The 20,096-nt window shown below is 38.1% G+C and carries 21 protein-coding genes and 1 CRISPR repeat array; all 21 genes read right to left on the reverse strand.

Features of this window, described 5'->3' with window-relative positions; genetic code table 11:
• Positions 1 to 84: 84 nt before the first annotated feature.
• Positions 85 to 993: direct repeats of the CRISPR family, unit length 37 nt; unit sequence GTCTCAATACCTATCCAGGTATTCGTAGGTTTCTTAT.
• 265 nt (positions 994 to 1,258) lie between these two features.
• The 21 genes from DKM50_00880 to DKM50_00980 all read right to left on the reverse strand — a co-directional run bounded on the left by DKM50_00880 (position 1,259) and on the right by DKM50_00980 (position 19,785).
• The gene (locus DKM50_00880; protein ID PZM83920.1) at positions 1,259 to 1,594 is read right to left on the reverse strand and encodes a hypothetical protein; all 336 of its coding nucleotides are present in this window, start codon (positions 1,592 to 1,594) and stop codon (positions 1,259 to 1,261) included.
• Between the two features lie 43 nt (positions 1,595 to 1,637).
• Positions 1,638 to 1,937: a CRISPR-associated endonuclease Cas2 gene (cas2, locus tag DKM50_00885; protein ID PZM83940.1), complete on the reverse strand. Its 300-nt coding sequence runs from the start codon at positions 1,935 to 1,937 to the stop codon at positions 1,638 to 1,640.
• A 26-nt stretch (positions 1,938 to 1,963) separates the two neighbouring features.
• Positions 1,964 to 2,956, reverse strand: coding sequence for a CRISPR-associated endonuclease Cas1 (gene cas1, locus DKM50_00890; protein ID PZM83921.1), 993 nt, complete (start codon positions 2,954 to 2,956; stop codon positions 1,964 to 1,966).
• A gap of 12 nt (positions 2,957 to 2,968) precedes the next feature.
• On the reverse strand, positions 2,969 to 3,787 hold the full coding sequence (locus tag DKM50_00895; protein ID PZM83922.1) for a hypothetical protein: 819 nt from the start codon (positions 3,785 to 3,787) through the stop codon (positions 2,969 to 2,971).
• 1 nt (position 3,788) lies between these two features.
• Positions 3,789 to 4,070: a hypothetical protein gene (locus DKM50_00900; protein PZM83923.1), complete on the reverse strand. Its 282-nt coding sequence runs from the start codon at positions 4,068 to 4,070 to the stop codon at positions 3,789 to 3,791.
• Between the two features lie 168 nt (positions 4,071 to 4,238).
• Positions 4,239 to 5,339, reverse strand: coding sequence for a hypothetical protein (locus DKM50_00905; protein PZM83924.1), 1,101 nt, complete (start codon positions 5,337 to 5,339; stop codon positions 4,239 to 4,241).
• Between the two features lie 70 nt (positions 5,340 to 5,409).
• Positions 5,410 to 6,189 carry a Fic family protein gene (locus tag DKM50_00910; GenBank protein PZM83925.1) on the reverse strand — a complete coding sequence of 260 codons (780 nt, stop codon included), beginning with the start codon at positions 6,187 to 6,189 and terminating at the stop codon, positions 5,410 to 5,412.
• Between the two features lie 109 nt (positions 6,190 to 6,298).
• Positions 6,299 to 7,744, reverse strand: a complete 1,446-nt coding sequence (gene csm5, locus DKM50_00915) for a type III-A CRISPR-associated RAMP protein Csm5 (GenBank protein ID PZM83926.1) — start codon at positions 7,742 to 7,744, stop codon at positions 6,299 to 6,301.
• Entirely contained in the window at positions 7,741 to 8,634 is an 894-nt protein-coding gene (locus tag DKM50_00920) for a hypothetical protein (protein PZM83927.1), read from the reverse strand. Before DKM50_00920 ends, csm5 begins: the two co-directional genes overlap by 4 nt.
• Positions 8,631 to 9,341 (reverse strand): type III-A CRISPR-associated RAMP protein Csm3, encoded by a 711-nt coding sequence (csm3, locus tag DKM50_00925; GenBank protein ID PZM83928.1) that lies wholly within the window; start codon positions 9,339 to 9,341, stop codon positions 8,631 to 8,633. The genes DKM50_00920 and csm3 overlap by 4 nt, the downstream gene beginning before the upstream one ends.
• Before the next feature lie 19 nt (positions 9,342 to 9,360).
• Positions 9,361 to 9,792, reverse strand: a complete 432-nt coding sequence (gene csm2 / locus DKM50_00930; protein PZM83929.1) for a type III-A CRISPR-associated protein Csm2 — start codon at positions 9,790 to 9,792, stop codon at positions 9,361 to 9,363.
• Positions 9,793 to 9,804: 12 nt separating this feature from the next.
• Entirely contained in the window at positions 9,805 to 12,288 is a 2,484-nt protein-coding gene (gene cas10, locus DKM50_00935; GenBank protein ID PZM83930.1) for a type III-A CRISPR-associated protein Cas10/Csm1, read from the reverse strand.
• Positions 12,257 to 13,024, reverse strand: coding sequence for a hypothetical protein (locus DKM50_00940; GenBank protein ID PZM83931.1), 768 nt, complete (start codon positions 13,022 to 13,024; stop codon positions 12,257 to 12,259). Before DKM50_00940 ends, cas10 begins: the two co-directional genes overlap by 32 nt.
• A gap of 445 nt (positions 13,025 to 13,469) precedes the next feature.
• Positions 13,470 to 14,273 (reverse strand): arsenite S-adenosylmethyltransferase, encoded by an 804-nt coding sequence (locus DKM50_00945; GenBank protein PZM83932.1) that lies wholly within the window; start codon positions 14,271 to 14,273, stop codon positions 13,470 to 13,472.
• 57 nt (positions 14,274 to 14,330) lie between these two features.
• A complete protein-coding gene (locus DKM50_00950) occupies positions 14,331 to 15,104 on the reverse strand; it encodes a sulfite exporter TauE/SafE family protein (protein ID PZM83933.1) in 774 nt (257 codons plus the stop codon).
• A gap of 46 nt (positions 15,105 to 15,150) precedes the next feature.
• Entirely contained in the window at positions 15,151 to 15,597 is a 447-nt protein-coding gene (locus DKM50_00955) for an arsenate reductase ArsC (protein ID PZM83934.1), read from the reverse strand.
• A gap of 13 nt (positions 15,598 to 15,610) precedes the next feature.
• A complete protein-coding gene (locus DKM50_00960; GenBank protein ID PZM83935.1) occupies positions 15,611 to 15,793 on the reverse strand; it encodes a hypothetical protein in 183 nt (60 codons plus the stop codon).
• A complete protein-coding gene (locus tag DKM50_00965; GenBank protein PZM83936.1) occupies positions 15,772 to 16,131 on the reverse strand; it encodes an ArsR family transcriptional regulator in 360 nt (119 codons plus the stop codon). Before DKM50_00965 ends, DKM50_00960 begins: the two co-directional genes overlap by 22 nt.
• Before the next feature lie 329 nt (positions 16,132 to 16,460).
• Positions 16,461 to 16,928: a YchJ family protein gene (locus DKM50_00970; GenBank protein PZM83937.1), complete on the reverse strand. Its 468-nt coding sequence runs from the start codon at positions 16,926 to 16,928 to the stop codon at positions 16,461 to 16,463.
• 158 nt (positions 16,929 to 17,086) lie between these two features.
• The gene (locus DKM50_00975) at positions 17,087 to 18,022 is read right to left on the reverse strand and encodes a glycosyl transferase (protein PZM83938.1); all 936 of its coding nucleotides are present in this window, start codon (positions 18,020 to 18,022) and stop codon (positions 17,087 to 17,089) included.
• A gap of 449 nt (positions 18,023 to 18,471) precedes the next feature.
• Complete coding sequence (locus DKM50_00980) at positions 18,472 to 19,785, reverse strand: hypothetical protein (GenBank protein PZM83939.1); 1,314 nt, start codon at positions 19,783 to 19,785, stop codon at positions 18,472 to 18,474.
• Positions 19,786 to 20,096: the final 311 nt, after the last annotated feature.

Raw genomic sequence — 20,096 nt, forward strand, 5'->3', positions numbered from 1 at the left:
ATAGGGAGCGACTCGTCCCTATTATAATCATCCCAATAGGGATACTTTATTGCCTGAACTCAATGTTTATCAGCGCTAAAACTCATAATTAGAACTGCTGAGGTATTCGTAGGTTTCTTATAAATCATATAATCCGCTACAGTAAAGCTCATAATGTCTCAATACCTATCCAGGTATTCGTAGGTTTCTTATCTAGCATATGAAGTACTAACCGCCGGAGCACCGAGGTCTCAATACCTATCCAGGTATTCGTAGGTTTCTTATAAACTGGGATGAATACATGAAAGCTAAAAAAGAAGGTCTCAATACCTATCCAGGTATTCGTAGGTTTCTTATAAGGAGAAAATTATGGTTAAGACAAGAATTGCTTATGTCTCAATACCTATCCAGGTATTCGTAGGTTTCTTATGCTATTACGCAGCAAGAACAATATCACAGTGTATTGCGTCTCAATACCTATCCAGGTATTCGTAGGTTTCTTATTGTAATCGAAACTGGAACTGTATCATGGAACGGGGAAGTCTCAATACCTATCCAGGTATTCGTAGGTTTCTTATATTGCCTTGCTAAAAAAGAAAAAGACTCAGGCAGGTCTCAATACCTATCCAGGTATTCGTAGGTTTCTTATGGAGAAAAGCAACATGAGATCAACAATTATTATTGAGAGTCTCAATACCTATCCAGGTATTCGTAGGTTTCTTATGGTTGGTAACAGTGTTACAAACAACGTTGAGACTGTCTCAATACCTATCCAGGTATTCGTAGGTTTCTTATTAATTATATGCTTTTATTGTATTTGGGCTTACTGCAAGTCTCAATACCTATCCAGGTATTCGTAGGTTTCTTATCAGAAGGCCCATTTGAAGGATTAACCGTTACTTGCGTCTCAATACCTATCCAGGTATTCGTAGGTTTCTTATCTAAGGACTCCAAAAAATGAAAAATAAAATTATATGGTCTCAATACCTATCCAGGTATTCGTAGGTTTCTTATAGCGCCCTTCTCCAGCCCAGTAAAATCGAGGCTTTCTGATAGCAATTTTCAGGCACTTTATTTTTACATCATATTTCTTCTTAAAGGAAGCGGTTTTAATACAAGTTTTTACCATCACTACAACACTTTCAGGCACATTGTCCGTTTCCTTGCTTTTTCAATTACGCGATATATCATAAAAAACGCGATCAATTAAGTTCATTATAAGCATTACTATAATGATTTATCCAAATCTGAACTAATAACATTCCGCAAAATAATTGCGTTATTTAACTTTTCTGTCATACAACAAAACTCCATCTTTTAATGCCTGAAAAACAACCGAATGTTTATCCTTACTTTTTTCTTGTATTTCTTGAGGAGTATATACAAGAATATCTAAAGGATATGGAAATCCCCTTAAAAATCGCCTTGCTCCTGATATCCTTGAAATAATATCCGAATCAGTAACTTTTTCGATTAAAATATCAATATCACTGTTGTCGGTGTCTTGATTTCTCGAAAAAGAGCCGAATACATATATTCGTTCCGGCGACAGTCCCGCAACAATTTTTTCTCTAATAATCTGATATAATCTATTCTTTACTTCTAAAGATAACATTATTTCTCCAAAATTATTTATATAAATATTCTATCACGATTTACTAAAATATATATACTTCCTGATCCTCAGTAACTCCCTCCATGCCCAACACTTCAATTTTTTCAAAGCAGGAATTGCACACTTTATAAAATCTCACATTGTCTCCCAGCTCGATATTGATTTCCATCATAATCCGCATTTTAAGCGTCTCAATCTGCGGATTATCCAGATGGCACTCAAATACCGACTTCTGCACCCGGTGACCAAAGGCTTTCATCACCTTAGCAACACGATATATGCGCCTTCCCATCTCACGCCTGGTAGGTGCCTGCACAATATCAAAAGTTACAATAACAAACATACCGATATACCTGCCGAATTCATCTCTCATTGTTGTATAAACGGAGTATAGGGTTCTCCGGTTCTGATATATCGAACCAGTGATCTAGCCTGCATCTCCAGTACCCGCCTGTAGCTAATATTATCCCCTTTATAAAGGACCTGCGTCGACAGCCTTTTTTCGAACCGTTCCACCACCTTGCGGCGTAGATCAGTATTAATCAGCACTGGTTTATCTTCGGTATCACCTTCGTAAAAATCATCCTCATCAATCATACTGTGATTAATGAGATCAATTATTACCTGATCGGCAAAAAGTGCCCGGAACTCTTCCATGAGGTCCAGTGGCAAGGCTGGGCGGTTGTCAGTATATTCGTGAAGATACCCGATGGCCGGGTCAAGTCCGGTAATAGAAACTGCAGTATAAACACTATACATCAGCAACGTATAAATAAAACTCAGCAGCGAATTGAGCGGGTCTTTCGGAGGTCTGCGATTTCGCCCGCTAAAACCGAACCGGTTCTTGAGCAACAGCGGTATTATGCTAAAATACATAGCCGCCGCCGACCCTTCACAGCCCCTAATACTCTCTAAATTATCTTTTTCTTCAAGAGTGCCAATGATGGCATACATTCTTTTAATACCCTCAGCCACTTCAGGTATCTTCCGTTCACGATTAAGATTTTTAAGAATATACAAACTATTAAGGATTTTTCCTTTAACACATGCTTTGGCAAAACTAGTCCTAAACCCATTATCCTCTAGCTTTTTATATTGTTCGACTTTAAGCTCAACAGCCTTGGTATCGGTTGAAGCCAATCGCCCGTAATAACGCCCGTTTGATGAGAGGAATGTAGTGGGAATATCCCGCTCCAAGAGTTCCGCAATAGCATGTGTGGTGATCTGCGTTCCGCCAAATACCAGCACAGAATCAACTTTGATAATAGGGATGGTACTGGTGACATCTCGGCAACTGACCTTGAAGCACTCCCCTTCAACGCCCATAATGGCTCCCAATTCCATAAGATATAATGCCGGCATAATTTATCCTTTCTACAACCTTCTTGCGATCCCCATTCCCATAGTGGTCTTAGCCCCGACTCCACTCCAAAAAATATAATCTGCCAGTAAATTCCATAGGGCACGATAAAAACTATCCGACTTGCTGGTATCGGTAAATTCTACCTCCCCCACAAAGCCCGCATATTTATATTTATCAAAATTCCACATGCGCGTTTTTAATTCATACCGGGAGACCATACAGTTCTCCTCCAGCCAGGACAAGAAATCTTTACGATCAATAGATATCCCTGACAGGGTATCCCATTTTTCCAGAGTGGTATGAAAAAGGATCCTGGGTATGGGCAACAGCAAATAATTATCTTCCTGTTTAAATGTCGTCGGCGTAAAAAAAGATATCGTTATATTCTTGCATATCCCCTCCTGGCGTATGATGTACTTGTCATATAAGCGTTTATGAGCGGAAGAGCCAGACCAGGAATGCCCCGCAGAATCCAGAATCACATCTTGAATGATCATCTCATTATCACCAATCACGCAGGTTTTACCCCTACTGCCTGACAAAAATGTCATCAGTTTGGAGGATAGTTCTTCATTAAGCGAAGTAAAACGGAACCAGTATTTTTTGTTTGGATCAAGTCCATTATGGCCACGGGCTACAGGGCTAAAATTGCCATGCAACGGCGATACGGTAAATGGCTTTGCCCGGTTATCTCCATGCAGCTTTAGTGCCAGGTCCGCGTCACAAGTCCTTAGTAAATTAAAAAAAAGACCGTGAATATAATTGCCGGTTGAGGTCGGCAACACGCATTGTTTCAATGGGGAGATTTCGATAACAGCAGATAACAGCATTTTAGTGCCTCGCAATCAATAAATTGTACATTTCGTTATCGTAATAGACTTTTCTAAAACGATGCACAACGATATGAAAAACAACAAGATATACAGGAATCGGTGCCGCGCCTGTCAGGGTAATTTCTGACCGGTCTTCGATGCCAGCCATGAGGTCACCGGCATTGCGACCTATCTGGTTAAGTACATCATCGCTGAGATCAATTGCAAGCCGACCTCCCGCTTCATGGATAGCAACCCCTTGGTATAAGTCGGCATTATTTAACGAAATATCAAGCTTCATACTTCTTCTATTTCCTTTCTAATCTGCTGCTTTTTTCTTTGTCTGGTATCCATCTTGGCCTTGCCTGTAGGAATAATCGAAGGCCGATAAAAACCAAAAGACGGGTTCTGTTCCTTTGCTTTTTTGTACCTATCTTTTTTGTTTGATTTCATGATGCATTCCAACCAGCTAGGGATTGTCATTAACATAATCATGTGCGCCGTATTTTCTCAAATACAGTTTACCAGTGCTTGCAACACAGCTCACTCTTCGCTCTTGCGTTACGCGAAAATGCCCAATGGGTAATCCATTGTATTTTTTGTTTTCAAAGTTTTCATATTGTAAGCCTCCATCCTTTTTTAACTGAGAGGTATCACCTTTTTTCATCAATTTTTGGACCTTATAAAGTACTTCCTGCAATTTGACCTTTTCATCGGCGCTCACAATACTCTTAAAATCATTTTTAAAGTTATTCTCATATACCAAACCTGGCCATTCAAGTAATCTATCGAAAAAAACATCTGATTTATTTTTTTCCCACATGATCAGTCCCCAGGGAGAAAGAATACTCCCTTCCTTTTCAGTATCAAGGAAAATATCATCAATCCCGGCAGGGAGATCCGCAATTATTTCGGCATCTGCCATGATCATAAATTGATTCGGATATTTTTTCATCGCACTAGTCTCCAGTTTTATTGGCAGTTTTGGGATGGATACCAGGTCACTATCCTCACCTTCAAAAATATATGAGATTTGGGCATTACTGAGCATAGCTATAGCGGTAACAAAACCCTGCACAATTTTAAACCCACCCGAAGAATTAAATATCAGGTCAATGCCTGGGTCATTAATGTATCTCATATCATCAGAATAAAACCATCTCACTAATTCGCTAATTCCTTTAAAAAAAACTTTGCTATTTGATGAAGTCAGATACCTTATTTCAACTATTTCCGCATTATGAATATTAATTCCAGTTAAGTATTCTTTTATCAGTCCAGCTGTTTGTCTACATTGATAAGTATCTGTAACGATAAAATAATAAATGTCTTGATGCGCTAATCCTACACGGCTAAGACCATTTAACTCTGCAGATAGTTTTTTCGCATTTTCTAAGCTATACCCCAAAAGACTACATCTTGCTTCATCGATATAGTTATTTACAATCCGCTTCTCTTCAGGAGCATATTCTCCTTCTCGATAATTAGCAGTTTTTGCTAATAACTTACGATCACAGTCTTTCAGATTAGATAATAAAGATGTACCTACGGTACTGATTATTACACGCATTACGCTGCTCCTTTACTGTCTCCACTAGTATCCCAGGCCATAAAAAAAAAATACACCTTTATAGTTCTGACTATTCCCACACGATATTCCCCTCAATCGTTTTTATATACGTCGATAGGCTTTCAATCACTGACTGGACTAGCATAACGATAAAAATATCTGCATCGCCAGTATCACAATAATGCTCGACCGAAGAAATGTACCGGACTCGGTCTTCTATATGAATAACAGCCGGAGGATAGCCATTTTGCATCAAAACAAGATTCATAAGCAGCCGAGCTGTCCGACCGTTGCCATCAACAAAAGGATGTATCTTGACCAATCCCAGATGGAACAATGCGGCTAATTCAATAGGATGGAGATCTGAAGATCTATTCCTGTATTCCCGCAGCATTTCTTGTATTAATGTCGGGAGCATGGCTGATTCAGGAAATTGTTGAATCACTCTGTTCTGTCTCTTAACGTAGACCTGCTCGATCCTGTATCGCCCAGCATTATTATCATCTATTCCTCGTAGTATCAGTCCATGGACATGGAGGATCTCTTCTTCGGATACAATGTATGGAGCACGCTTTGTCAATGTTTCGATATAATCAAGCGCGGCTTTATGATTGGTAACCTCCACGTGCTCGCGAAGTGGTTTACCACCGATAGTAATACCTTCACGCAATACCAACTTGGTCTCCGAGTAGGTCAAGGTATTACCTTCGATAGCATTCGAATTATAGGTCAGGTCCAGGTCAAAAAGCTTCTTCAGCCGACTCGTCTGAGTTTGTGATAACGGCCGCAATATATCCAATTTAGCTTTCAGTTCATCAGCGTTTAACAATGCCTCGCTTGCTTCTTTCATTAGGTTCCCTCTTTTTCATAATCTTTTTTTATGATTATTTATCATATCTTTCAGAAATGCAAACCAATTAAGTTGGGTCTGAACAATTTGACTTAGCAGAAGGTTGTCATTATTCTTGTAGAATAGATTTGATTTTATCAACCTTTTTTTGTTGTTTATCAGATAACTTACCCGCCCATTTACCCACCATACAAAAATAATCTTTTATCGCTTTTGCTAAATTTGTTTTATTATTTTCCTTATAAGCATCAATCTTATTGAATTCATTCATAACAATATTAATATTTGTTTCTGAAGAATCAAAATGACTAATCTGATAAATCAACCTGTCAAAATCAGACATATCATCCAGTTTCTTTTTCTCAAGTTCTGCCTCTTGTTTCTTTAGTAAGTCCAGTTTTTTTCCCTCATCTACTCGTCTCTGCTCCTCTTCATGTCTTGCTCTCACCTTTTCCATTGATAGGCTTGCAAGTCTTCTGGAATCATGCAATTGATCTTCGTAATTCTCTCGGCGAATTGAGACTTCTTTTCGGTAATCCCGATAGGAGCTTTCATCTATTGCCTTAATGGCACACCAAGCCATCGGCAGATTATCAATGGTCCATATAGTTGTCTGTATTTTTTCTCTGTTAGACCTATTTTTAACAGTGATTTCCTGATCTGGATGAAGGGTTCGGGAATATGCACCGCTATGCAGTCCAAGCTTAAAAAAAGCTGTTCCAGGAGATTTATCCGGCAAATCAAAATTGAGTCCATCATAGTACAGTTCTTTTGTTTCCTTTACCTTTACATCGTAAGCATAAAAATCATTCAAATACTCAAAAAAATCATTTGAGAATTTATCCACGTCTTTACCGGTTATTTCCTTATATTTAGAAGAATATCCGCCAATCAGTCTAGTTAATCTTACCTTACCTACAAATTTCGTATTTTTGATAACATACTCCAAGTTACCAAGCTGTTTAGGTTTAGCAGGCTTCTGATGAGAATAATGTGCGGTTTTAATACCACAACAGTCCAGCGAACCAATCACATCAAAATCTGATACAGATATCATCTGACCGATTACATTCGGCATATCATGTTGGATATCATGCTTTAGGTTATTTGAGTAATTATCCAAATAAAATCTAGATATCCCACTGTTGACGAATGCCGTCATAAAAGCACCCTTAACCGTACTTCCGGGCAAGATCGGTTCATTATAAAAAGCAGTTCGTATTATTCTGGCAATCTCCGGATATTCCTTTGTTGTATGTAGCGCACCTACATGGGTTACGACATACGAGGATAAAGTATCCTCAAATTCTCTTGTTATAATTTTTTTTATTTCCATCAAGGCATTTGCTCCACTACCGCGACAAACAGCACCGAATTCCTTCCATCTCTGATCAAACTGCATTAGGTGCGCTGTAAATTTATCCCTATCAACAACAAATAATTTATCGTTTTTGATTACATAATCTGTAGGAACATAATCTTCTCCCATCCCGATATGCACAGGGGTCAACACTTCGATTTCCAGTGGTATTTCAATAAATGGCATTTTTATCATGCAAGGCCCTCCAGGTTTACAAATAACGGGAATAGACAAGCTTGATGCACATGCCCCTCCTGCTCAGATGCATTGCGATTATATTCTCCGTAGTATTTTCTTTTTTCTTTGACCTTAAAAATGCTTCCCTGTGTATACATTTGAATTGGATTCTTTAGATAACGGGAGCCTCGTCCATGCCTGGAAAACTTGGTGATTGTTTTACCATATAACAACTCACATGCATCATCCGGTAGACCATTTGAAAGGGAGATAAAATGCGTTTGATTTGCATGCATCGGCAAATCATTTGGTACAAATTCCACACTAAAACATCCTTTACCGATGCTCTTGTCTTTACCTATACCAAATACAGACATCTGTTCTATCGTTTCCTTGACCTTATTTTCAGGAAGACTGGACTCATCAAACATGATGTAAAACACCATCAGAGCACTCTCAGGATAAAAAATTTCCCTATCTGAAAATAATGCACCTTCAAGCACTGTTCCGGTATTGCGATTAATAGCGCTTCTGGTAATAATTTGCGTTTCAGCTTTTATTTCATTGTTATCAACTGCTTGTTTTTTGAACTCCAGAATGCTTTCCTGAGTAAGTTTGCCAGCGAAACAGTTTAATGGCAAATACTGTACTTTTTTTAATTTTTTTACATCAGCGTATTTTTCTACCGTGTCAAAATCTGGTTCACCACTCGGCAATACAGGACAAGGCAGCATCTCCAATGGAAAAATATTGGAAAAGACAATGTCCGTATTTTCGATGATTTTCTTAAGGTCAGCTTCGCCATATTTATCGAGGTAATTCCAGCAGAACGCCCCAAAAAGCGTATCGCTATGTATTGCAGAAGAAAAAGATGAAACTGGTTTAATTATGGCTTTTATTATTTTCATGCCTTATTCCAATTCTCAAATTGTTTGAGGTATTCTCCAAAATTTACATCATCTAAAGTATCATTATCCAATTCAAAAGCTATTCGCCCATTTCCTCGTGATCCACCCCCACCAAGACAATCCATCTGAAGTAGATATAACCCTAATTTCAGGAATGCCTTCATCTGTTCTTTATCGTCGCCATCAAATACTTTCATAACCACTCGAAACCCAAACTCTGCTCCAGCCGGTACACGCTCCACCTGTCGTATTCCACCGCCTTTTGCTGTTCCTTTTTTCCGATCAATAACCACTTCATATTTTGCTTCAGTTAATGCATTCATACTACGCAAAAGTTCGTCATTAGACATAGCACAATCCGAAATAATTAATCTGGTCGGCCCGCCATTATAATTGGGAGAAACGCCGCCATTACCAAACATTTTACATATTAACAAGCCTTGAATATCTTTTTTTTCAACATCTCCATCAATTTTATCCAACTTATAAGGAGAATCAATATTCATTTTATTAAAATACTGTTCCAATAAACATCTCATTTTACCTTTCAAAGAGGATCCGGGAATATATGGGACGTTAGTAAGTGGATTTTTTATTACAGGAGAATCAATACCCCCAATATGAATCTCATCATTGCCAGCACCAATATGCAAGCCCGATTCCAGTTTTATTTTACCCTTGAGTTCAACAAATTCATTCAATTTCATTTTTCATCATCCTTTCAAATTATTTACCAAAATATGCGATAACTGACTCAAACAGACTACAAAATACTTTAAAATCATCCAGATCATTCACCTGCTGAATACTTTTCTTTATATAATCAGAAAAATTGTCACCAGTTATAAGCTTCCTTGCTTTTGAGTATGCTACTTTTGCATTAATCATATTTAAATATGGCAACTGTTTTTCAAATTCCAACTCTTTATCTTTGGCATTATTAATTTTGCTACTAATTACGACTACATCATTGTAAAAGCGTCTAATTTGATTTTTATCTAATTCTCTCTTTTCATTTCCACGATTATCTTTAAATGAAATACTTTTTATTATTTCTTCTGCTTTAACTGAAAACAAATCAATTGTTATCTGTTGCTTCCCCTTATCTTTCCAAAATACTATCTCTACCACAATTATTTCCTCCTTTATATTTTCCAGACATGATCCAAATTATTCCCGTTCCTCATATATCATTTTACTCATAGGGATTTTGAGCCGAGTACCCCACTTTTTTATCTCTTTGCTTAAATCTAGCAAATCCCTTTGCAATCCCAGGTTACTTTCTTTTTCATTTTTATAATTCTTAGCCGTAATATAATGAAACAATGCTTGCCACATACTATCTCTAGGATCATGCCCATCAGCCATTTCTGCGAAATGTAGGATTTTATAAAAATACTGTGTCGGTAGTCCTTCTTTAATTTGGGTTTTATACTTTCCTTCAATATCTTCAATCGTTTTTTGAAACTTCATCAAATCATCATATTCATTCCAACTTGCAGTTTGGCCAAACATGGAGAACGCATTTTTGCCTTTGTTCTTTGATAACTGCAACTGTTCTTCAGAAATCTCAGCCATTTTTGGTACAGGCAACGATGGTTTCGCCAAAACAACCCCCATAGACAAATGAATATTAGGATTATCTCCTACAAATTTAGCAAAATTATAATTAATCCAACCAGCCAAATCCATCATCTGATTCCATGAACCAATTAAGAACAGATCATCTCCACCGGCAAACACCGTATAAACATTAAGATCTTTCTTTTTAACATGATCAATTAATACCACGGTAAAAAAATAATCTAGCATTCGGGAAAGTGAAGCATATTTGGAAAAGGAGGCTTTATTAATTGGTAAATTTTCTTTGTTTATTTCTGTAAAACCCTTAGAAAAAATATATCCAAGATTGTCCACGTCTGCCTTAATAATCCCTAGGAAAGGCTTACCCTTTTCAGTATCTTTGTTAAGAGCCTGATAGGCAATATGGGCAAATGTCTTCGGAAATCCCGGATTAAATTCATTATTATCAAACTGTTGCTCTGTCATATTGGCAAATCTATTATCATTCATATCTTCGCTGGTTAGCTCAGGCATATTGCCGGCATATCTTTTAATGGGATAATTTTTATCAATTACATCAAGGTCATCTCGCAACGCAAAAAGATAATCAGCATTTTTATCTGCTTTAAAAGAAATATAATAATCACTCAATATTTTATGTCCGCGAACGGTCTTGCCTATCGATACATAATCTGCATTAATAATTTCTTTTCCAATTTGATCATAATCAGCGCATTGACTGCAAAAGATACCATCATGAACCGGATTGGCATTACAAGATTTACACAGCCCAGCGCTCTCAGTATTTCCTTGTGTGAAACCATCAATATAATCGGTAAACACTGGCGAATCAATATGATACTGTAGTTTCCTTTTTTCTACTTGAGAGGACAATTGCCTCATTTTTTTTGAAAACTTTTCATCCCCATCAATATGCGTATAAAAATCTTCTTCACACACTTCTACATAAGCAATATTCATACGAGTCTGTCCATAGGTACGCTGACGAAAATCGTGGTTAACTTCCGACTCAACGTCTTCGACAGCTTTTCTTGTGCTGGGCAGGTTGGGCGCTAATATGGTGAATTTCCCCCCGGCATTCATCACAATAGCTGCCGGAGTTAAACCAGTTTTGTCACACAACTTGTACGCCGCAATATCCGTAGCCACAGAAACAAAAAAAGACCTGGCCCTCAATATTTTTGCGGCATGAGAATGGTCTTTGAGATTAAAAATAAAATCCTGTATACCAGAGAAATCCCCCTGGATTAAAATAAATTTGCTTTGTTTGCTATCTCCTTCGACAATAGCCTTATACCTCAGAGAGTTTGAGTGTTTGTGATATGCATAAAGAGCATCTGCGAAGGTCGCGGTAGTTCTTGAATGATCAAACAAGGATACATTTGGGAGAACCTTATATGCTGAGGAAGGAATGCACCATGTGTATTTTTCTAGCAAAGATTGAACTGTCAAATAGTCCTGATTAAAATTTTTGATATCCAAATCCCTAAATATCTTCTTTGCTATAACTTTAAAATCATTGTATAGATCGGAATATAATTTTCGGGCTGATTCTTTAGAAACTGGATTACAGTTTTCAGGTGTTAGCGGCGCGAGATCGCACACAAGATTTTTACCGCTTCCCCCTAATATTTGCTCAAATATCGTTTCAAGCCTTGCGGCTTTATAATTCTGTTGATCCTTTGATAATCTATCTTTATTGTCTTCGGTATCTCTGTCGTATGCTTTGATACTATCCCGATCGAGCCCACTGGATAACCAATCCGCCTTTTTTACAATAGCTGTAAGATATCCTTCTTTTTCATCTAAAAGAGTATCGCCTAAATGATGTCTTGCGGCAATGTCGATAATCTCTCCCGGAGCGTCTGTTTCTCTCAAACATTTTGCTGTATGTCCGGCATGCAAATGAGTAAGCCTATTGTTATAGACAGGACAACAGCTTTCATCATAATCATTTGCAATTTGCTCTCCGGTCCGTTGCCTAAATTTTCCCACATCGTGCAGCAGCGCTGCCAGTACAACTGTATTCCGTTCTTTGTTATCCATGACTTTTTCCACCTTTATTTTCATAATTGCACACTATATTCCTGACAGTCTCAAGATAATCCCTCACAAACTCCTCAGGGCCCAAAACCACCACCTGATCCATGTATTCAAAAAGCATTTTCTTTGCCCGGAAATAACTATGAACGCTCACCCGGTACTGTTCCTCTCCGTTCTCCAAAACCGTTTGTTCTCTGATCTGGAACGGACACTCAAAATGTTTTACCAGGTCTGACTTTACTTTAAAAACGATTTCCAATTCACCCATTTCTTTCCTGGTCACGGAATGCCCGAGTACCAGTGTTTTTATCCGGTCAACTCGCAGTTCCTTGACTACCTCATCGGCAAGATCTTTAGCAAGCAAATATACTTTGTTCTTGATGCACACTAAATCGATCAGTTTGACCTGGAGAGTCAACACCTCATCATACCGGGGACTTAGATAGTCCAGCCTGGCCGGGAGTCCATACGCCAAACCACGATTGATCAGCGTAATTATGTTGCCGCAGCCCGGTGATGATTTGCTGACAAAAAGGTCTTTTATCCCGAACGTCTCTCCCTGCTCAGCGAGCAAATGGTATTTACCCTCGTCCTTTTGCACTTCAAACCCAAGCGCCGATAAGGTGCGCACATACCGATAGACGGTTTCTCTTGATACACTTATTTTGTACAGTTTTTCAAACTGCTTCCGAATCTGAGCGACTGTATAAGAATCCGCCCGGAGCATTTTAATTAAATTATTTATATTTTTGGTCTTGTTCATAAATGTTAGATATTTTTTAGCATAAACACTTTATATGTTATAGAAATTATTTAGATAATTCAAATATTATTTATTAGAAATTTATAAATATTGGCTATTATCTTATTAAGAGATTCCATTAAGATTATTATAAAACAACAAATTTATAAAAAATCCATAGCTATAACTATACACCCGTTATTGTGTCAAAAATTGACACAATAACAGATATGCAAAATAATTTAAGGGAAAATATAAGCGTATATTCTACCCGGTTCCATACAGAAGTAGTTTTAGATTACAAAACCTTTATCAGATTGCCGGACAAGGAGTATTTCCTTGACTGCCCCATCAATATAACAAATTAATTTACTAATTTGTTATATTGATATAAACAGCGTAGCTACATCATAATCCTGTCCATTCATCCACATGGCGAACAGAGGCTCAGGATAGTCCTGCATAGCTAAGCTTTGTACGCCGATACTGTTATGCTTAGGATTGAACTGTTGCTATTACGAAACTTAACAAGCTGGTCTTGAGAAATATGGTTAAGGAGCAGTTCATCGGACAAACTGTAACGGCTCTCTTTTATTACACTCACATTAGTTAACCCGGCTTTCCTAAAAATGTCGAGGTAATCGGCTCTGTTAATTGCCCCGGAAATACACCCGGCATAAAGCTGCGCGACCTGACGGATTCCTTCCGGCAACTCACCTTCAATAACGATATCGGATATGCTGCAGTGCCCGCCTGACTTCAGTATCCTGTGTATTTCTTTGAAAGCTTTCTCTTTGTCAGGGACAAGGTTAAGCACACAGTTACTGACGACTACATCCGCGATTTCGTTATCTAACGGCATAGCTTCTATATCGCCAAGTACGAACTCTACATTCTCATACCCCAGTTTCCGATTATTGGCGCGGGCTTTCTCTATCATAGCTTCTGTCATGTCAATACCAATAACCCTGCCCTTCTCGCCTACTATCCTGCGAACAATGAATACATCGTTACCAGCTCCTGATCCGAGATCAACAACAGTATCTCCTTCTTTTATCCTGGCTTTTTCTGTCGGTAATCCGCAACCAAGACCATAATCAGCCTCAGCCACATATCCATCAATCTGAGAATAATCCGGGCTGAAGTTCATTCCTTCATCACCACAACAAGCGCTCTCGCCTCCGCAACAGGCGCTCTCTCCTCCACAACACGATTGAGTAACTACTTTCGTGTACGCATCTTTAACTATTTTCTTCACATCATCTGACATACTTTTTCCTCCTTTTATTTATATCTTTTATTTATATCTTTTATTAATACCAGCCATTTATATAATCCCCGTTCCCAGGCCTAGTGCGATAAAAAGAAGCATCCCAGTAACAATAAACTGCACTGTGCTCATCGTGACCTTATGAAGCAGTCGTTTACCGATAATAACCCCCATTAATGCGGAAATAATAACAACGAACAACAGTAATCCATTCTCTCTCATATTGATATTCACAAATATATTCCGATAAACCAGCAATCTTGTTATATCGACAAAAGCTGAGACTACCGCACCGGTAGCTACATAGCTTTCTTTGGCAATCCCGGTTTTAACCAGAAAAGCGCTTCGAAAGGCGCCTTGATGACCTGACAGACCCCCAAAAAAACCGCTGAGTATTCCCCCTATAATAAGGTGTTTCCTTCCAAAACTAAAACCTTTCAATACAGGCAACGTTTCGAAAAACGCAAAAAAAGCAAGAATGCCTGCGATAACAAGATTAATTGGAGTGACCGAAAACTCATGGCCAAAAAGATTGTATGAAAATAGCGGGGTTAGTTGAGCGAGCATAAGCAGTAATTGTGCCCCCAAAAAGGCTGCAATTACAGCAGGAATTCCAAAACGGAGGACCATTCCTTTATCAGCTTGCCTGCCAAGTAATCCTACTTTTAAAATATTATTAAAAAAATGAACTACCGCGGTTAATGCGACAGCCACACTAACAGGGAAAAAAATTGCAAAAGCCGGCATAAGCAAAGTCCCTATCCCAAAACCGGAAAAGAAAGTCAGTATTGATACAATAAAAGCAACACTGCAAATTACAATATATTCCATAAATGCCACTCCTTAGCTGCCAATGCAATATAACATATTCATATAATTATTGAATCCGAAAGGGATCCTTTGATAATGCTAAAAACTCTTTAATCTTTGCTTTTATTTCTTGACTTACTGCTCGTGTCTTTTCCAGTTTCTCTTCGTATGTCCCCATAAAGCTGGAAGGGTCTGTAAAAGACCAATGCAGGCGCTCGGATTTTCCGGGAAAAAGAGGACATCGCTCACCACTTGTTTCATCACAAACGGTAACAACGTAATTATAGGCTCTGCCTTCTCTGAAGAATTCAAAAGCGTCATTGGTTTTCTTCCCCGATATATCGATCCCGTCTTCTTTCAAAACATCGACCACTATCGGATTCAGTGTTCCCGGCTCTAATCCGGCACTTTCAACTTCGAACTTTTCGCCTCCGTAGAGCTTCAGGTACTCTTCAGCCATCTGGCTTCTTGCTGAATTGTGAATACATACAAATAATACTTTTTTCTTAATCATAGAATACCTCCTGTTAGATAATTACTTGATTCTCACGTACCAGATCCGGTACGTTAAAAAATTTCTTTTTCATCTTCAGAGCTGAATTAACCAGCATTATCATTACCGGAACTTCTATCAGCGGTCCGATAACCGCAGCAAACAACTTCTTAGAACCTATCGAGGAATGATAATCTACCGGTCTTTGCCACAACATATCCTTTCATTTTCAACACCTGCCGATTGTCTCTCGTTCAACCGCTTCAAATCAGCCGTGTACGGTTCCGTCTGTCTCAGGTCCTCATAAACAAGTGCCTGGATGAATTTCACGGCATCTTCTTTAATCAAAGAATAAAAAGACCATTGTGCATGTTTCCGGTCCCTCACCAAATCTGCATGTTTAAGGTATGCCAGGTGCCGGGATATTTTTGTCTGCGAAGTGTCCAGAACCGCCATGAGATCGCAAACACAGAGTTCCGTTTCAACCAGCAAATTAACAATTCTCAATCTCGTTTCATCTGACAAAGCTTTGAGCGTATCCACAATATTATCCATCTAAAATATCATCCTATATCTGCATATTTGCCTAAACGCATACAAGCATATAATAAGCTATTCTTTTGAATTTGGCAATCGGCTCCTTTATACGAAGGTCAGATATTTTGGGTGTGTGCTCGCTCGCAACTCTTTCAGTCCGAAGTTAGGAATAGCCTCCGAACAAAGCAAAAGAGCGGGCTTGTTTTCTTCATATCAATGGAGAAAACAAAGATAGTTCGTAAAGATTGGCATTATCAACGGATTGGTGATATGAGTCACACTAGAATTGCCGCGGAAAGAACCGAGGACAATACTAAAATATCTGAACCCGAATAACTCAAAGGAAATCAACAACAGCACTTTTTATGCTTTTTTCCTGACCCGCAAAAGCATGGATCGTTCCTGCCGAATTTGGGATTAACGATGCCATCGACATAGTACCAGATATCTTCTACCTTATGAAACTCGCTAATTTCGTGATGGCTAAACATTTGACCGTCAGTTTTATACTTCACAAGGAAATCGACATATCCAACAGTTTCATCAACTGCAACTGGATCAGCCTTAAGAATTGTAAGACCTAACCACTCACTAGTTGTAGCCCATTTTGTTGAGGCTTCCTCATCAAAAGAAGCGATAGCTTTTCCGCTCATCGTTTTAGAAATATACGCTATGTCGGCCTTAGTATAAGCAGTATACCGTGAGCGCATGAGCATCTCAGGATTCGTGGGATTGGCCTTACCTTCAAGGTACCGGGCACAGCATTTATCATAATTACGACCTGATCCGCAAGGACATTTTTTACTATCTGACATATGTTTTCACCTTTCTTTTTAACCGAAAAAAAAAGTCCAAGGGGAACCCTCTAAATCCGGCGTATATATAAATTATTTTATCGAATTATAACAGAATTCTTCAAGACCACCAGATAAAAAAACAATTGTTCATTGTTTTTATGAACAAGTTTCAAAATCTATATTTTCTTTAACACGCACATTACTTGATTGTGTTTCTCAACGATACTGTGTAAGGTCACGCCTACCAGAAAGAATAGCAACCCGCAAAGAAAAAGGCTGGTAGAGAGAATGGCCAACGGCACATGTTCAACAAACAAATCATCAAAGTAATCAACAACAACCACCATGCCGAAGATTAACGAAAAGAAGAAAAATCCTAGAGCTAGCGTGCCGAAAAAAGTCAGGGGTCTGTTGTTTTTAAACAGATTAAAAATAGTCCATAAGACTTTAAACCCGTCTTTAAAGGTATTCAATTTCGAAAAACTACCTTTCATTCGTGATTTATAGCATATATCAATTTCTTTTAGCCGGAACCCATAACTAAGCAATGAAATCGTCATTTCCGTTTCAACTTCAAATCCCTTGGAAACAACAGGTAATTTCTTGGCTATTTCTTTATTATAAATACGGTACCCGCTCATTATGTCAGTTAGCTTGCATCGGAATAACCTATTGATAAGACCCCTGACTAAACGGTTTCCCAAAACATGGAATTGCCTGAACGAATCATTTTCAAAGATAGCTAGCCTTGAACCTATAATCATGTCATAGTGACCGTCCATTACAGGTCGGACCAGATCCTTAATTGTTTCTAAGGAATAGGTATCATCGCCATCAACCATGCCATAAACATCATAATCTAATCTTTCCATAGCCCGCTGTACAGCGAATCCTTTCCCAGGCCGTGGTTCAAATATAATCTCAGCTCCGTTTTCTTTTGCTATTTTCGCTGTATTATCAGTGCTATTGTTATCAATAACATATATGTTAGCTTCAGGCAGATATTTCTTCGTATCAGTTATTACCCTGGCCACCGTAAGTTCTTCGTTGTAACAGGGAATAATCATGGCAATTGTCTTGTTTTTTACACTCTGCTCTATTTTGGTGGTCATTTTCCAATCCCCTCAAAATGTTTTTCAGCTATATTTAACATAAACTAACAATACAAACAATATAAAATATGCAGGTGCAAGTAGAATTATACATATTTATACTGTTATACGTTTTAACTTACCTTTTGATCTCTTTTCTTTTAGTATCATCCCATAATATCAAATAGCCGCGCATTCATAGTATGTGGTTACAAAGAAAGATACCCACGAATAATTTTGAAAAATTAAAAAATATGTCTACTTGTATTATTACAGGATTTGACAAGCAATGTGTTATTGCAGGTTATTCGAAACAATACCGTTATATCTAGTGCTATTGAAAAAGTATTTTTGGGCAACGCATAGTCGCTTGGAGCCAATATAACACGATTAAACGTCACTGGGATCGCATAGCAAACTGAAGACACATTCAAATTAATAATGGTATTCTGAAGGGATTGAAATCATTATTACCATTCCGTAGGATGGGCTTTCCATTCATTGATATCAATCATTCCCTTGCGTACAGCAAGTATAAATAATTGCCTGTATTTTTCAATACTCATACTCTCTTGGTTGCTATCCTTTAGAAAACCACCTTTTGTTTTTTTATCAAGGGCATCGATAGCTGCTTTGACGTTATCATCTCTGATCATGGGCACATTCTGGAAGGGACTGTTTAGTGCTACAGCTTCATCAAGAAAGTATTCCGGTTCATCTTCTACAATAATCATTTCCGGAAGCTTTGTTTTTTGAGGATTAATCACAATTTCTCCAAAACCATGATTGTACTGTGCTTCCTGCGGGCTTATTATGTTCGATAAACATCGGACAAGTCCCCCAATCATGGCACAGACAAAATCTTTGTTTGGTATATCGGCGATGAGTTTTTTGACTTTTTGTCCATAATCAGGTGCTATTATTTTTAGGATAGCAAGCGTTGGCAATTCTTCAAGGCTTTCTCCATCCACGTCAGTAAAATTTCCATCGAACATATTTGACCAGATTGTACAAACGGTGTCATTTTCGAATAGAAGTTCCTGAGGAAAAACCACGAGATTATTCATTGAACTATCGAAATATTCACCTCCATAGACCGTGAAAATCCCCTGCAACCCCTGCTTAATCTCGAACGAACCGGTATTCATCGCTCCTTTGTCATGGTCGATAATGCATTTGAATCCGTTATCCCTGATTACAGAAAGTAGTCTTTCATCCGGCATTTTGTGATAGAGGCTCTGATTTTCAATGAACCCATACAGGTCGTTCTTTTTGATATCGTCAATTTCTTCGGGAGTGAAATAGGGATTTTTTGTAGCTAATACTTTGTCCTTTACCTTGAAAATAAAATTATCCGGTAATAGATCAAAAAGGTTTTTATAGACATATTCTTTCAATAGATATGAAGGAATGCTTTTATGGGTGTCTAGTATCGATATGATCATATTGACATATCCATCTCCATATTCCCGATTGAGTAAAGAATAGATGAGTTCATTGTTAACTGCTATATCAGCCTTCATGGAAAAATCTTCATTGAGTATCCCCTGACATCTGAGGATTTCTCTAATATTTTTAGATTCCGTTGTGGTAAGCCCATTCAACGCAAAGGCGGTTGGGCTTACTACCCAGTGAGTAGACTCCCTGGCTATTTGCATTATTTTTTTGATAAGACCTTCTTCTTCTAAGATATCGACGAATTTTGACTCTTGGGATATGCTTTCCCGTAGACGATTATTAATTATTATTTTTTCAGGTTTGGAATCAATTATTTTTTTGTTCATCGGGTTCTTCCTATTAGGTGGAGTAGATCTTTCGTAATAGTTCTTTCCCATTTCTTGATATACCTAAACATCGTTTTATTTCTGACACAAAAATTTTTATCGTGAATAGGGATTTGATTAACTATAATTCCATTCCAACGACAATTATTTTTCCTGTTTTTGAGGGGAAAATATAAAGCCAGAAAAAACAGGACTTTATTATCTCCTATAAGTGATTATCTATGTACATAATGTCTGGAGCGACCGGAATTTAATCTCTACCGGGAACCGGAATTAATTGTTTCAATCCACGCTCCCGCGTAGGGAGCGAC

The organism is Candidatus Margulisiibacteriota bacterium, from assembly GCA_003242895.1.
Lineage (GTDB): Bacteria > Margulisbacteria > Riflemargulisbacteria > GWF2-39-127 > GWF2-39-127 > GWF2-39-127.